Origin of the sequence: Pseudomonas putida (assembly GCF_002906855.1) — a bacterium.
GTDB classification, from domain to species: domain Bacteria; phylum Pseudomonadota; class Gammaproteobacteria; order Pseudomonadales; family Pseudomonadaceae; genus Aquipseudomonas; species Aquipseudomonas putida_N.
The window spans coordinates 1,623,088-1,636,325 of record NZ_MINI01000038.1; the positions used below are offsets into that span (position 1 = coordinate 1,623,088).

Consider the following 13,238-nt stretch of genomic DNA (forward strand, 5'->3'; position numbering starts at 1 on the left):
GCCTTAACTGGAGGAACCGGCTTCTGTCACCCCGCCCCCTCCGGCGGTGACCACCTGCACTGACAACCGCGGCGTGGCCAGGTCCAGTCCTGCCTCATCCAACTGGCGCTTCAAGGCCAGGTTGAACGCCCTCGACACTTCCCACTGCTTGATCGGCGCGGTCTTGAACCGTGCCCGCAGGATCGCCGAGCCAGACTCGAAACTCTCCACCCCCTGCAATTCCAGCGGCGACCAGATGTTGCGGCGCATCAGCGGGTCGTTGCGCAGTTTCTGCCCCACTTCGCGAATCAGCGTGATCGCCTGGTCGATGTTCATGCTGTGCGGAATCGCCACACGGAAGATCGCGTAACCGAACTCACGGGAGTAGTTCTTGATGCTCTTGATCTCGCTGAACGGGATGGTGTGCACGATGCCGTCGATGTCACGCAGGCGCACGGTACGGATGGTCAGGCCTTCGACCGTGCCCAGGTGGCCACCGACATCGACGTAGTCGTCGATCGCCAGCGAGTCCTCGATGATGATGAATAAACCGGTGATCAGGTCGGCCACCAGCGACTGTGCGCCAAAACCGATGGCCAGGCCGATCACACCGGCACCGGCCAGCAGCGGCGTGACGTTCATGCCCATGTTGGCCAGGGCGACGATCACCGCGATGATGAAGATCACCACGAACAGCACGTTGCGGATCAGCGGCATCATGGTCTGCGCGCGGGCGTTGGCCAGGCCTCGGCGCGAGCGCACCAAGGCATGGTGCACGGCGGTATCGGCGAGGATCCACACCAGCCAGGCGACGATCAGCGTGCCGGCCAGGCCCAGCAGGCGCACGCTCACTTCATGGCCGTCGCCCTCGGCGAAGCCGATCATCGACAGGCCCCACACGCGTAGCCCCAGTTCGATGAACACCAGCCAGATGAACAGGTGTACCAGCAGGTAGCCGAAATTGCGCAAGCGCTCGGCATATACCGCCTGGCGCTTGCTGGCGCGTTTGGGGTTGGCGGCGTGGCGGCGCACCAGGCCGTTGAGCACCATGCACACCACCACCAGCACGGTACACATCAGCGACTGGCGCAGGGCGGTGCTGGTGTCGCCGGCGGAAATGAAGGTGGCGAACAGCGAGACTGCCACCAGGATCAGCGCCGGCACGAACCAGAAGCTGCCGAGGATCTCGATGGTGTCGCTGAGGGTGCGCCGGGTCAGGCGCCGGGCCAGGGGCTGGTTGCGGATCAAGTGGGCGATCGGCCGGCGGAAGCGCAGGATGAACAGGCCGGACGATAGCGCCGCGATGACATTGGCCAGGGTTGCCAGGGCATGGGCCAGGTGGGTACCCAGGGCGACCAGCATGCGCGGGTCGCTCATGGCCTCGCCAAAGGCGGCGAAGCTGCCGATCAGCCACAGCGGGCGGAAGGCCTGGTGGCGCAGGATGTGCAAGGCGCGGTGGCGATGGGGGCCGTCGAGCAGCGAGAAGGCGATCACGCAGATGGCCGAGAAACAGGTGCCGACCACCAGTGCATAGGCCAGCACCATGGCCAGTGATTTGCCCAGCGACGGGGGCAGGGCGAAGCTCAGGTACACGGTGAAGATCAGAGCCACCAACCACGGCCCCAGCTTGCGCAGGGCAAAGCGCACCAGGTCCCAGGTACGGGGGTGTTGCGGCAGTTCCTCGGTCAGGCCGAAACGCACCCGCACGCGGTGGCCGACCCAGTTGAAGGCATAGGCCAGCAGGCTCCACACCGCGATGACCGCGGCAAAGCCGAACAGGATGGCCGGCCACTGATGTACCGGCACGATCAGCTCGGTCAGTTCGGCCTGGGCCTGTTCGATTTCCTGCGACCAGCGGTAGAAGGGGCTGGAATCACCGCTGAACTGTTTTTCGAAGTCGTACAGGGCGCCGCCGATCAGGCCCAGGACCCCCTGTTCGACGGTGGGTTGCGATTGTTTGGTGGCGTCGCGCAGCTTCTTCAGGTCGGCCAGCAGCTTGGCGCGTTGCTGGTCGTTTTCGAGGTTCTTGATCACCTCGTCCAGGGACTTGCCCAGTGGTTCGGTGGCTTCGGGCTGGGCGGGGGCGCTGGAGCCCAGCAGGCTGGGCAAGCCCGCCGCCTGGACCGGGGACATGAAGATGAACAGCAGCAGGGCTAGGCAACGCAGAAAGGCTGGCACCGGGAAATCTACCTCAGGTCAAACGATTGACCGAGTGTAGAGGTTTATGTCGGCAGTTTCTCCAGGATCGTCCAGCAGGTGAGGCCAAAAATGCCCAGCGTGCCGATCCACATCATCAGCACGCCGATATTGCGCTCACGCATACTGAAGCCGATGGTCAGCAGCATCAGGAACAGGAACACCGGCACGAACAGTGAGAGAAAGGGGGACATGGGCAGCGGTCCTTCTGCTTTGGGGGTCATACAACAAGCATAGCGGGTTGGGCAGAAGGGGGATTGATCCTGGGCATCTGTTTGCAGGCCCGGCCCTTTCGCGGGGCAAGCCCGCTCCTACAAGGGAACGCGATCGCCTGTAGGCGCGGGCTTGTCCCGCGAAAAGGCCGGGCCTGCCTACATCAATCTCAAGGCAGCTCGCGGCTACGGTAGAAGGCGCTCAGCACCTTCACCAGGTGCGCCAGGTCTTGGCTGCCACACAGCTCGCGGATCGAGTGCATGGCAAAGGTCGGCAAGCCGATATCCACCGTGCGCACCCCAAGGTGGCTAGCCGCAATCGGCCCGATGGTCGAACCACAGCCCATGTCGCTGCGCACCACGAAGCTCTGCACCGGCACTTCCTGGGCCATGCACAGGTGGCGGAAGAACCCGGCGGTTTCGCTGTTGGTGGCATAGCGCTGATTGTTGTTGACCTTGATCACCGGGCCGGCATTGAGCTTGGGCCCGTGGTTGCCGTCGTGCTTGTCGGCGTAGTTGGGGTGTACGCCGTGGGCGTTGTCGGCCGAGACCATCAGCGAGCGCTGGATGGTGCGCACGTAAGCGTCGCCGTCCGGGAGCAGGCGTTGCAGGGTCTGTTCGAGCATCGGGCCGTCGGCGCCGCAGGCCGAGCAGCTGCCGACCTCTTCATGGTCGTTGCACACCAGCACGCAGGTCTCGTCACTGTCGGCGCTCAGCAGCGCCTGCAGGCCGGCATAGCACGACAGCAGGTTGTCTAGGCGGGCGCCGGCGATGAAGTCGCCGTTCAGGCCGATCAGCGCGGCGTCCTGGGTGTCGTAGAAACTCAGCTCGTAATCCAGCACCACGTCGGCGTTGAGGTCGTGCTCGCGGGCCAGCTGCTCGGTGAGCACGGCACGGAAGTCGATGCGCTCGTCACCGGCCACCTGGGCCAGCACCGGCGGCAGCTCGTTCTGCGGGTTGATCTGCCAGCCTTCATTGGCGGTGCGGTTCAGGTGGATCGCCAGGTTGGGGATGATCGCGATCGGCAGCTTGAAGTCGATCAGCTGGCTTTCGACCTTGCCGTCACGGCGGAAGGTGACACGCCCGGCCAGCGACAGGTCGCGGTCGAACCACGGTGCCAGCAGCGCGCCGCCGTAGACTTCCACGCCCAGTTGCAGGAAGCCCTGGCGCTGCAGCTCGGGCTGTGGCTTGACCCGCAGGCACGGGCTGTCGGTGTGGGCGCCGACCATGCGGATGCCGTTCAGCAGCGGCGGCTGCTTGCCCAGCTTGATCGCGATGATCGAGGAGTCGTTGCGGGTAACGTAGTAGCGGCCACCGGGCACCGTAGCCCAGCTGTCACGCTCGTCCAGGCGCTGGTAGCCGGCCGCCTCCAGGCGCTGGGCCAGGCTGGCGGTGGCATGAAAAGGCGTCGGGGAGGCCTTGAGGAATTCAATCAGGCCGGTATTCAGTGCTTCGCGCATAACTCACTCCAGACAGCAGTGGCGCGAGTTTAGCGCAGATACCTTCAGAAGGGGGCAGGGCACTCGAACTTCAAGCGCTCCCCGGAAACCGGGTGGGTGAAGCTCAGCATCGAGGCATGCAGGCACAGCCGCTCATGGGCCGCCAGCGCCTCCGGGTTGGCATACAGGCGGTCGCCCAGCAACGGATGGCCGATCGACAGCATGTGCACGCGCAGCTGGTGCGAACGGCCGGTGATCGGCGTCAGTTCGACCCGGCAGTGGTCCCCGCAACGCTCGACGATGCGCCAGAAGGTCAGCGCATGCTTGCCTTGCTCATGGTCAACCACGTGCCGAGGCTTGGTCGGTGGATCGTAGCGCAGGGGCAGGTCGATGCTGCCGCTGTCCAGCGCCGGCTGGCCCCAGCATAACGCGGTGTAGGCCTTTTCGGTCTCGCGGTCGTGGAACTGGCGCGACAGCTCGCGGTGGCTGTCTGCATCGCGGGCCAGCAGGATGATGCCGGAGGTTTCCCAGTCCAGGCGGTGCACGATCAGCGCGTCCGGATAGCCGTTTTCCTGCAGGCGGGTGATCAGGCAGTCCTTGTTGTCCTCGGCACGGCCGGGCACCGACAGCAGCAGGGTCGGTTTGTTGATCACCAGGATGGCAGCGTCTTCATGGAGGATCTGGATGTTCGACAGCGGCATTGCGTGTTCTCTGTGAAAATGACAAAAACCACTGGGGCTGCAATGCAGCCCCAGTGGTTTTCGCCTGTGCCTGAAACGCCTGGATCAGCGATCAGGCAAGGTGATGTTCAGTTCCAGAATCGAGCAACTGCCCTGGTTCTCCAGCTCGATGTGCACATCGTCGTTGCCGATGTTCACGTACTTGCGGATCACTTCCAGCAGTTCCTTCTGCAGCTCCGGCAGGTAGTCCGGCTCGCTGCGCTGGCCGCGCTCGTGCGCCACGATGATCTGTAGACGCTCTTTCGCTACCGACGCACTGGTCTGTTTCTGCCTGCCACGAAAGAAGTCAAAAAGGTTCATGGTTTATTTGCTCCCGAAAATGCGCTCGAAGAATCCCTTCTTCTGTACATCGATGAAGCGCATCGGCTTCTCTTTGCCCAGCAGGCGGTCGACCGCGTCGCTGTAGGCCTGGCCGGCATCGCTCTGGTCGTCGAGGATGACCGGGATGCCCTGGTTGGAGGCCTTCAGCACGGCTTGGGACTCGGGGATCACGCCCTTGAGCTTGATCGACAGGATTTCTTCGACGTCGGCGACGCTGAGCATTTCACCTTTCACCACGCGCTCGGGATGGTAACGGGTGATCAGCAGGTGTTCCTTGATCGGCTCTTCGCCGTTTTCGGAGCGGCGCGACTTGCTCGACAGGATGCCCAGCATACGGTCCGAGTCACGTACCGAGGAGACTTCCGGGTTGGTGACGACAATGGCTTCGTCGGCGAAGTACATCGCCAGGTGAGCGCCTTTCTCGATACCGGCCGGGGAGTCGCAGATGACGTACTCGAACTGCTCTTTCAAGTCCATCAGCACTTTTTCCACGCCTTCCTGGGTCAGGGCGTCCTTGTCGCGGGTCTGGCTGGCGGCCAGCACGAACAGGTTCTCGAGGCGCTTGTCCTTGATCAGGGCCTGCTGCAGGTTGGCTTCGCCGTTGACCACGTTGACGAAGTCGTACACCACGCGGCGTTCGCAGCCCATGATCAGGTCGAGGTTACGCAGGCCCACGTCGAAGTCGACGATGACAGTCTTGTGGCCGCGCAGTGCGAGGCCGGTGCCGATGGCGGCGCTGGTGGTGGTCTTGCCCACACCCCCCTTGCCGGAAGTAACGACGAGAATCTTGGCCAAGGTGTTTCACCCCTAAATAAGTCGGGACACGTGTCCCAGCAAAATGCAAAAAACGGCAACAGATAAAAAAGTTGCTCTAAAAATGACGGCAAGTATCCGTTAAAGACGGGTGATGTTCAACACGTCACCGGACAGGCTGACTTGCACGCCGGCACCCCATAGCGGGTCGCGGCGCAGGTCTTCGCACACCTTGTACTGGCCGGCGATCGAGACCATTTCGGCGGTCATCTGCTGGCAGAAGATACGCGCCTTGGTATTGCCTTTGATCCCGGCCAGGGCGCGGCCGCGCATGGCGCCGTACACATGGATGTTGCCATCGGCGAGAAGTTCCGCACCCGGGCTGACCGAAGCGGTGACGATCAGGTCGCCACCCTGGGCGTAGATCTGCTGGCCGCCGCGCACGGGGGAGGTGATGATGCGGGTAGGGCGCACCTCTGGCTCGGCTGGCGCCGGAGCCGGGGCCGGCTCAGGCACGGGCTCGACCTTCTTCACCTCGGGTTCGGGCTCCAGCGGTCGCTCGCGGGCGCCGGACGGCGGCAGCACCGGCAGGTCGATGGCGATCGCCGCGGCGATGTCCTCGATGCGGTTGGCGCGGATCGCCAGGGTTCGCAGGCCATGGTGGCGGCAGATACGCATCAGCCCGGGCAGGTCGATCGCCCCTTCGTTGGCCGGCAGCTTGTCCAGCGCCAGCACCAGCGGCGTGTTGCTGAAAAAATTCGGGGCCTGGGCCACTTTCGCCGCCAGCTGGCGGTCGAGGGCTTCCAGGTCGTTACGCCCCAGTTCCAGCACAGTGATGGCGAGCATGCTGCCCTTGAGCTGGAACACGGAGGCGGTATCGGATGTGTGGTTTGGGCTCATGGTCTGCATAGACGGCTTGTTGCGAAAAAAGTGCCCTGACTTATAGCGATAAGACCGGTTGGCCGCAACCGGTGCCGATCCGTTGTAGAATGCTCGGCCTTTGTCTTGCCGGAAGCTTCAATGGAACGCCCGCGTTTTCGACCCTATTTCCTCCACCCGCGATTCTGGGGCCTGTGGCTGGGCCTGGGCCTGCTGTGGCTGGTGGTGCAGTTGCCCTACCGTGCCCTGCTGTGGCTCGGCGGTGCCCTGGGCGCGCTGATGTACCGCGTGGCCGGCGAGCGCCGGCGCATTGCCGCGCGCAACCTCGAACTGTGCTTCCCGGAACTGTCCGACGACGAACGGCGGCGTCTGCTCAAGGCCAACTTCGCCTCCACCGGCATCGCCTTCTTCGAAATGGCCATGAGCTGGTGGTGGCCTAAGGCCCGTCTGGCACGCCTGGCCCACATCGAAGGCCTCGAGCACCTGCAGGCGGCGCAGCAGGCCGGGCAAGGCGCCATCCTGATGGCGGTGCACTTCACCACCCTGGAGATCGGCGCCGCGTTGCTTGGCCAGGCGCATACCATCGACGGCATGTATCGCGAGCACGGCAACCCGCTGTTCGACTTCATCCAGCGCAGTGGCCGTGAACGGCACAACCTCGATTCGCTGGCCGTGGAGCGTGATGACGTGCGTGGCATGCTCAAGCTGCTGCGTTCGGGCCGGGCGATCTGGTACGCACCGGACCAGGACTACGGCGCCAAGCAGAGCATCTTCGTGCCGTTGTTCGGTATTCCGGCAGCCACGGTCACCGCGACCACCAAGTTCGCCCGCCTGGGCAAGGCGCAGGTGATTCCGTTCACCCAGAAGCGCCTGGAGGACGGCAGCGGCTATCGTCTGGTGATCCACCCGCCGCTGGAGGCCTTCCCCGGTGAGAGCGAAGAAGCCGATTGCCTGCGCATCAACCAGTGGGTCGAAGGCGTGCTGCGCGAGTGCCCGGAGCAGTACCTGTGGGCGCATCGGCGCTTCAAGTCGCGGCCCGAGGGCGCGCCGCGGCTGTACGACAAGAAAAAACGCTGATCCAGGACTCAATCCATGGCGCCACCCCCGGTAACTGGTCTGATCCTTTCTGGCGGCGGCGCCCGCGCGGCCTATCAGGTCGGCGTCCTCGCCGGCATCGCCGAGCTGCTGCCGCCCGGCGCGCCCAACCCGTTCCCGGTCATCGTCGGCACCTCGGCCGGTGCCATCAACGCCGTGACCCTGGCCAGTGGCGCCACGCGCTTCAACGACGCCGTGCAGCGCCTCACCGCGTTCTGGCAGAACTTCCGCAGCCGCCTGGTCATCCGCAGCGACTGGCCCGGCGTGGTGCGCCAGGCCAGCCGCTTCGTCGGCCACAGCCTGCTTGGCCTTGGCGGACAGGCGCCGGTGGCCTTGCTCGACAGCAGCCCCCTGCGCGGCCTGCTGGAGTCGCACCTGGACCTGGATGGCATCGGCCATTCCATCGCCGCCGAGCAATTGCGGGCAGTTGCCGTGACCGCTTTCGGCTATGAAAGTGGCCAGGCGGTGACCTTCTACCAAGGGCGCGGCACCATCGACGCCTGGCTGCGCCACCGCCGCATCGGCGTGCCCACGCCATTGACCATCGACCACCTGCTGGCCAGCGCGGCGATTCCGCTGTTGTTCGCCCCGGTGCGCCTGGGCGACGAGTATTACGGCGACGGCGCGGTGCGCCAGTCGGCACCGATCAGCCCGGCCCTGCACCTGGGCGCCAGCCGGGTGCTGGTGGTCGGGGTCAGCGGTAACCCGCAGCGCCCGGCGGCGCCGTTGCCGCCCCAGCGTGTGTTCAGCGGCCAGCAGCCGAGCCTGGCGCAGATCGGTGGGCACCTGCTCAACAGCACTTTCATCGACAGCCTTGAGGATGATATCGAACTGCTGCAGCGGCTCAACCACCTGAGCCGGCTGCTGCCGGCGCACCTGGATGCACGGCGCCTGGGGCTGGCGCCGATCGAGGTGCTGGTGGTAGCGCCCAGCCAACCGCTGGACGAGATTGCGGCGCGGCACCGGCGCGAGTTGCCGGCGGCGTTGCGCCTGTTCCTGCGTGGTCCGGGGGCAACCCGGACCAGCGGGGCAGGGGTGTTGAGCTATTTGTTGTTCGAGGCCAGCTATTGCAGCGAGCTGATCGAACTGGGGCGGCGCGATGCCTTGGCCAAGAAGCGCGAGCTGTGCCAGTTCCTGGGCATCTGATTTCGCCAGGCATGCTTACTCGGCTATCTGCAGCTTGCGCGCCTGGGTATACACATACCGCACCTTCTCATACTCGAACGGCGAGTTGAGCTGCCCATAGCGGAATTTGGTGGTGTAGCGCTTGTCCACCACGCGCAAGGCGAAGATCTCCGGGTGATTTTCGCTGGCCTCGGCCACGTTCAGGTAATTGACCGCCTGCTCGCCGGCATAGTCCACCACCAGCCCGGTGGTGTCGCGCAGGTTCGACGGGCCGAGCACCGGCAGCATCAGGTAGGGCCCCTCCGGCACGCCATAGAAGCCCAGGGTCTGGCCAAAGTCCTCGCTCTGGCGCGGCAGCCCCATGCTGGTGGCTGGGTCCCACAAGCCCCCCACGCCGATGATGGTGTTGAACATCAGCCGCGCGGTGATCTCCGCCGAGCGCTTGGCCTTGAGCTGCAGCACGCTGTTGAACAGGTTCGGTACGTCACCCAGGTTGTTGAAGAAGTTGCTCACCCCGGTGCGCACGAAGCTGGGCGTGACGTACTGGTAGCCGCTGACCAGTGGCAGCAGCACCCATTGGTCCAGGCGGTAGTTGAAGTGGTAGATGCGCCGGTTCACCGATTCCAGCGGGTCGTACACGTTCAGTGCTTCCAGGGTCGAGCGTTCGAACTCGCGCTGGTCGAGCCCGGGGTTGAATTTCAGTTCGCGCAGCGGGTCGATGAAACCGTCGGCTTCCGGTGTCAGCGGCGCATGGGTAACTTGCGGGTCGGCTTCGACCACGCTGGCCCGTGCCGCGGTTTCCGCGGCCAGGGCATTGCCGGCGACGACGAGCAGCGCGGTGGCGAGGAGGAATTGGTTAGCCACGGAAGAACTCCAGCATGGCGTCGCTGTTGACGCGGTAATTGAGGTTGCCGCAATGGCCGCCATGGGGGTAAAGGGTCAGCCGGTCGCCGAACACCTTGCGCAGGAAGCCGATATCGCCGGGGCCGAGGATAAGGTCGTCGGCATTGTGCATCACGGCGATCTTGTCGCTCTTGTGCAGGTAGTCTTCCAGGGCATACAAGCTGACCTGGTTGACCAGTTGCAGGATGCTGTTGCCGTCGGTGCGGGCGCGCCACATCGGGATCACCTGCTCGGTCATGTAGCAGTCGAAGTCGCACTGCAGGGCCCGCTTGAAAAACGGCGTCAGGCTGCTGCCCTCGGTGATCGGGAACTTCGGCGGAATGATCAGGCCGCGGCGGTTGATCAGGTCGGAGGTGAAGGCGATGTCGGCCGCCGAGAAGCGGAACGAGGTGCCGATGAGCATGGCCATCTGTTCGTTGGACAGGTGCTGTTTCGACTGCTGGAAGTCATACAGCAGGGCGTCGTTGAGGTCGATGTAGCCCTTGTCCTGGAAGTAGCGGGTGAGCTTCTCGAGCATCAGCTCATAGAAGGTGGTGCTGCGGTCGATGCCCTTGACCTGGGTCTGCACCAGCTTGTCGAGGTTATTGATCGAGGTGTACAGGTTGACCGGCGGATTGAGCAGCAGCACGCGTTTGAAGTTGAAGCTGCGACGGGTTTCGTCGAGGTGGCTGACGAAGGCGGCATCCAGCGCGCCCAGGCTGTAGCCGGTGAGGTAGTACTCGCTGACCGGCAGGCGTGGGTGCTGGGCACGCACGGCCTGCATCACCCGGTACATGTCTTCGGCGTCTTCCTGGCTGACCCCGGGCGTGGCGAAGCGCGAGGCGGCGCTCATGAAGTCGTAGCTGGTTGGCGACGACAGCTGCACCACGTGGTAGCCGGCCTGGTAGAACAGCTTCTTGAGGTATTCGTTGATGCTGCTGGAGTAGGGCGCACCGGTACCGGCGATGAGGAAGATCAGCGGTGCCTCGTGGTCCTGTCGCGCCAGGCGGTACTTGAGCTTCTTCACTGCCCAGAAGTTGTCGGGCAGGGTGAACTCGCGCTCGGGGCGCAGGTTCAGGCTGTAGTCGGACTGGTCTATCTCGTCGTCGCTGGGCAGGGTCGGACGCTGCTCCGGCGGTGTAGTGGCGATGGTCGCCTCGAACGGGTTGGTCAAGGGGTAGCCGTAGCTTGCGGCGTCGATATCCCGCGCCGAAGCGGCCGCAGCCATGAGCAGGCCGCCAAGAAGGGCGGCGAGGCGCCAAGATCGAAGCATGTATTCCCCCAGAAGGATCAAGGTCGTGCAGTATGCAGGCTAGGACCACGGTTGCCTGGGCAAAGTTGCCGAGTGCACTGGCCTTTGGTGTGCTTGTTATCTGCAACATAGCTGCAGGGTTGTGATTTTGCCTTACAACAGGGCTTGGGCGATCATGGATGATTTCGATTACCGCTATTGGAGAATGGGATGACTCGATCGCTGCCGGCCGCTCTACTGCTGATGTTTCTGGCCATCTGGCTCGCGGCCAGTTATGGCGTGCGCTATCGGTTGATGGAGGATGCTCAGTGGGTTGGCCTGTGCGCAGTGCCAGGCGACTACTGGCAGTGCCAGGTGCGTTCGTGGTTGGGGTTGGGCATTCACTTTCAGGTGATGGCCTGGGCCGGATTGGGGTTGGCGTTGCTTGCCCAGGTCATTGCCGGTCGCGGCGGCTGGTGGCTGGCGGTGCTGGCGCTGGTCTTTGGTGTTCCGGCGCTGGTGCTGTACACCGCCAGCATTGCGGTGTTCGTGGTGGTGCTGGCGGGGTTGCGGCTGGTTCGGCAACCGCGCCGGGGCTGACAGGGGCTGCAAAGTAGCCCCGGAACCTCAAGCTCTGCGCAGCCGCAAGCTCCGCCACAAGGCTGCGGTCATCAACACACTGACCACCGCCCACCCCCAAGCCTGCTCGTTCTCCAGCCCTTCCCGATACAACTGCGGCAACACCCCGGCCCCAACGATAAAGGCCAGCAACGCCACCTCCGCTCGCCGAGCCGCCACCGGCTTCAACAGGTACACCACCGCCGGCAATGCCAGCGCCACGCTCGGGAAGCTCCGGTAGCGCGGGTCGAACACCATCGCCAGCATGCTCACCGCCGCCGCAAAGCCGGCAGCCAGCAACCACCAGCCTGCACGCGCCTGCAACCAGGTGAACAGCCGTTCGCGCCAGCCGTTACGACCGACCAAGGCAAGGGCCGCATGCATCAGCACCAGCAGGTTCAGCCCGGCCAGCACCACCGCCCACACCCATTCCCCGGCAAACCGCGCATGGGTGCGCATCAACTCGCCCCACAACCCCAGGCAGCCTGCGCCAAATGCGGCCAGCAGCGGCAGCAGCAGGGCCGCCAGCGGTGTTGCAGGGCGCCCGGCCAACAGCAGCGTGACCGCCATCAACAGCACGCCCGCCAGCAACCACTGCGGCCAGTAATGCAGGTTGCTGACCGGCCCTTCGAGCACGCCCTTGTCCTGCCGATCGGCATCGTACAGCCCCCAATAACCGCCCACGGCGCCCTCGCTGGCACGCTTCCATGGCTGGTCGAACGCTTCGATCAGGTTGTAGTGCCAGCCGTTGGCCTCGGCCATGCTGACGAAACCACGAATGAAACGCGCCTCGTTGGCCCGGCTGGGCACGGCGGTCTCGCGCTGGCGGCCTTCGCTGGGCCAACCGGTTTCGCCGATGAAGATGTCCTTGGGCGCGAATCGGTTGCCGAACACCTGGCGCACGTCGGCGACATGGGCCAGGGCATCGTCGATGCCGCGCGGGTCGTCTTCCCAGTAGGGCAGCAGGTGGATGGTCAGGAAGTCCACGGCTGGCGCCACCTGCGGGTGTTGCAACCAGAACTCCCAGACATCGGCATAGGTTACCGGCACCTTGACCTGGCTTTTCACCTTGTTGATCAGCGCGGCCAGCTGCTCGCCGGTCACTTCCTTGCGCAACAACGCCTCGTTGCCGACGATCACCGCGCTGACCACGTCTGGGTTGGCATTGGCGGCGGCGATCAGTGCGTCCACCTCCTTGCCGGTGTCGACCGGGTTGGCGTTGACCCAGGCCCCGAGCATCACTTTCAGCCCATGCTTGCGGGCCAGCGCCGGTATTGCCTCAAGGCCGGTCATCGAATAGGTGCGGATGCACTGGAATCGCTCGGCCAGAAACGCCAGGTCGGCGTCCATGCGCGCCGGGCGCAGGCGGAAAGGCTGGTCGAAGGGCGACTGGTCCTTGTCGAACGGGGTGTACGACGCACACTGCAGTTTGTGCGTGGGGCTGGCGGCGTCGGGCAGCAGGACCGGCTTGCCCAGCCCGTACCAGAGCGCCCCCAGCCCAAGCAGGGCGAGCAGGCAGGCGAGCAGGTACAACGGCAGCAGGCGGGAAGCATCAGGCATTGGGCGGTCCATCGTCAGGCGCAAAACGTTAGATAGTAGCCCGGCGCCAAACCTTTGGCATGCAAGGATCGCGCAGGCCGGCGTAGGCCGATGCCGCTAATGGCACAGTGCTGTCGCCAATGGTGCGGTACAGGTCGCAGTGGGAGCAGGTCGACCTTTGTTGCAGGAAGATGATGCAATCTCCAAGACCTGACGAGGGGATGCTTTG

13 protein-coding genes are annotated in these 13,238 nt (G+C 64.5%); 3 read left to right on the forward strand and 10 right to left on the reverse strand.

The genetic code is table 11. The annotated features are described in order from the left end of the window. Positions 1-3: 3 nt before the first annotated feature. From BGP85_RS20165 to minC, 7 genes are all read right to left on the reverse strand, one after another. Complete coding sequence (locus BGP85_RS20165; RefSeq protein WP_103449562.1) at positions 4-2,157, reverse strand: mechanosensitive ion channel family protein; 2,154 nt, start codon at positions 2,155-2,157, stop codon at positions 4-6. A 44-nt stretch (positions 2,158-2,201) separates the two neighbouring features. Beyond that, positions 2,202-2,369 carry a hypothetical protein gene (locus BGP85_RS28950; protein ID WP_165837385.1) on the reverse strand — a complete coding sequence of 56 codons (168 nt, stop codon included), beginning with the start codon at positions 2,367-2,369 and terminating at the stop codon, positions 2,202-2,204. Positions 2,370-2,557: 188 nt separating this feature from the next. Continuing rightward, a complete protein-coding gene (locus BGP85_RS20170) occupies positions 2,558-3,847 on the reverse strand; it encodes a M18 family aminopeptidase (RefSeq protein WP_103449563.1) in 1,290 nt (429 codons plus the stop codon). A 44-nt stretch (positions 3,848-3,891) separates the two neighbouring features. Continuing rightward, positions 3,892-4,527 (reverse strand): RluA family pseudouridine synthase, encoded by a 636-nt coding sequence (locus BGP85_RS20175; protein ID WP_019472567.1) that lies wholly within the window; start codon positions 4,525-4,527, stop codon positions 3,892-3,894. An 84-nt stretch (positions 4,528-4,611) separates the two neighbouring features. Further along, on the reverse strand, positions 4,612-4,866 hold the full coding sequence (minE, locus tag BGP85_RS20180; protein WP_009682849.1) for a cell division topological specificity factor MinE: 255 nt from the start codon (positions 4,864-4,866) through the stop codon (positions 4,612-4,614). A gap of 3 nt (positions 4,867-4,869) precedes the next feature. Next, positions 4,870-5,682 (reverse strand): septum site-determining protein MinD, encoded by an 813-nt coding sequence (minD, locus tag BGP85_RS20185; RefSeq protein WP_027918150.1) that lies wholly within the window; start codon positions 5,680-5,682, stop codon positions 4,870-4,872. Between the two features lie 99 nt (positions 5,683-5,781). Beyond that, positions 5,782-6,549, reverse strand: a complete 768-nt coding sequence (gene minC, locus BGP85_RS20190; protein ID WP_103449564.1) for a septum site-determining protein MinC — start codon at positions 6,547-6,549, stop codon at positions 5,782-5,784. A gap of 111 nt (positions 6,550-6,660) precedes the next feature. Between minC and BGP85_RS20195 the strand changes: the two genes are divergently transcribed. Both BGP85_RS20195 and BGP85_RS20200 read left to right on the forward strand, forming a co-directional pair. Then, positions 6,661-7,596, forward strand: coding sequence for a lipid A biosynthesis lauroyl acyltransferase (locus BGP85_RS20195; protein ID WP_103449565.1), 936 nt, complete (start codon positions 6,661-6,663; stop codon positions 7,594-7,596). 15 nt (positions 7,597-7,611) lie between these two features. After that, the gene (locus BGP85_RS20200) at positions 7,612-8,760 is read left to right on the forward strand and encodes a patatin-like phospholipase family protein (RefSeq protein WP_103449566.1); all 1,149 of its coding nucleotides are present in this window, start codon (positions 7,612-7,614) and stop codon (positions 8,758-8,760) included. Positions 8,761-8,775: 15 nt separating this feature from the next. Here BGP85_RS20200 and BGP85_RS20205 read toward each other — a convergent pair whose 3' ends face one another. Continuing rightward, on the reverse strand, positions 8,776-9,549 hold the full coding sequence (locus tag BGP85_RS20205) for an MlaA family lipoprotein (RefSeq protein WP_374755333.1): 774 nt from the start codon (positions 9,547-9,549) through the stop codon (positions 8,776-8,778). Positions 9,550-9,595: 46 nt separating this feature from the next. Beyond that, entirely contained in the window at positions 9,596-10,894 is a 1,299-nt protein-coding gene (locus tag BGP85_RS20210) for a serine/threonine protein kinase (RefSeq protein WP_103449568.1), read from the reverse strand. A gap of 189 nt (positions 10,895-11,083) precedes the next feature. Here BGP85_RS20210 and BGP85_RS20215 point away from each other — a divergent pair, with 189 nt between their 5' ends. After that, a complete protein-coding gene (locus BGP85_RS20215; RefSeq protein WP_103449569.1) occupies positions 11,084-11,452 on the forward strand; it encodes a hypothetical protein in 369 nt (122 codons plus the stop codon). Positions 11,453-11,479: 27 nt separating this feature from the next. Here the strand turns inward: BGP85_RS20215 and BGP85_RS20220 are convergent, their stop codons facing one another. Beyond that, positions 11,480-13,042: a glycoside hydrolase family 17 protein gene (locus tag BGP85_RS20220; RefSeq protein ID WP_103449570.1), complete on the reverse strand. Its 1,563-nt coding sequence runs from the start codon at positions 13,040-13,042 to the stop codon at positions 11,480-11,482. Between the last annotated feature and the right edge of the window lie 196 nt (positions 13,043-13,238).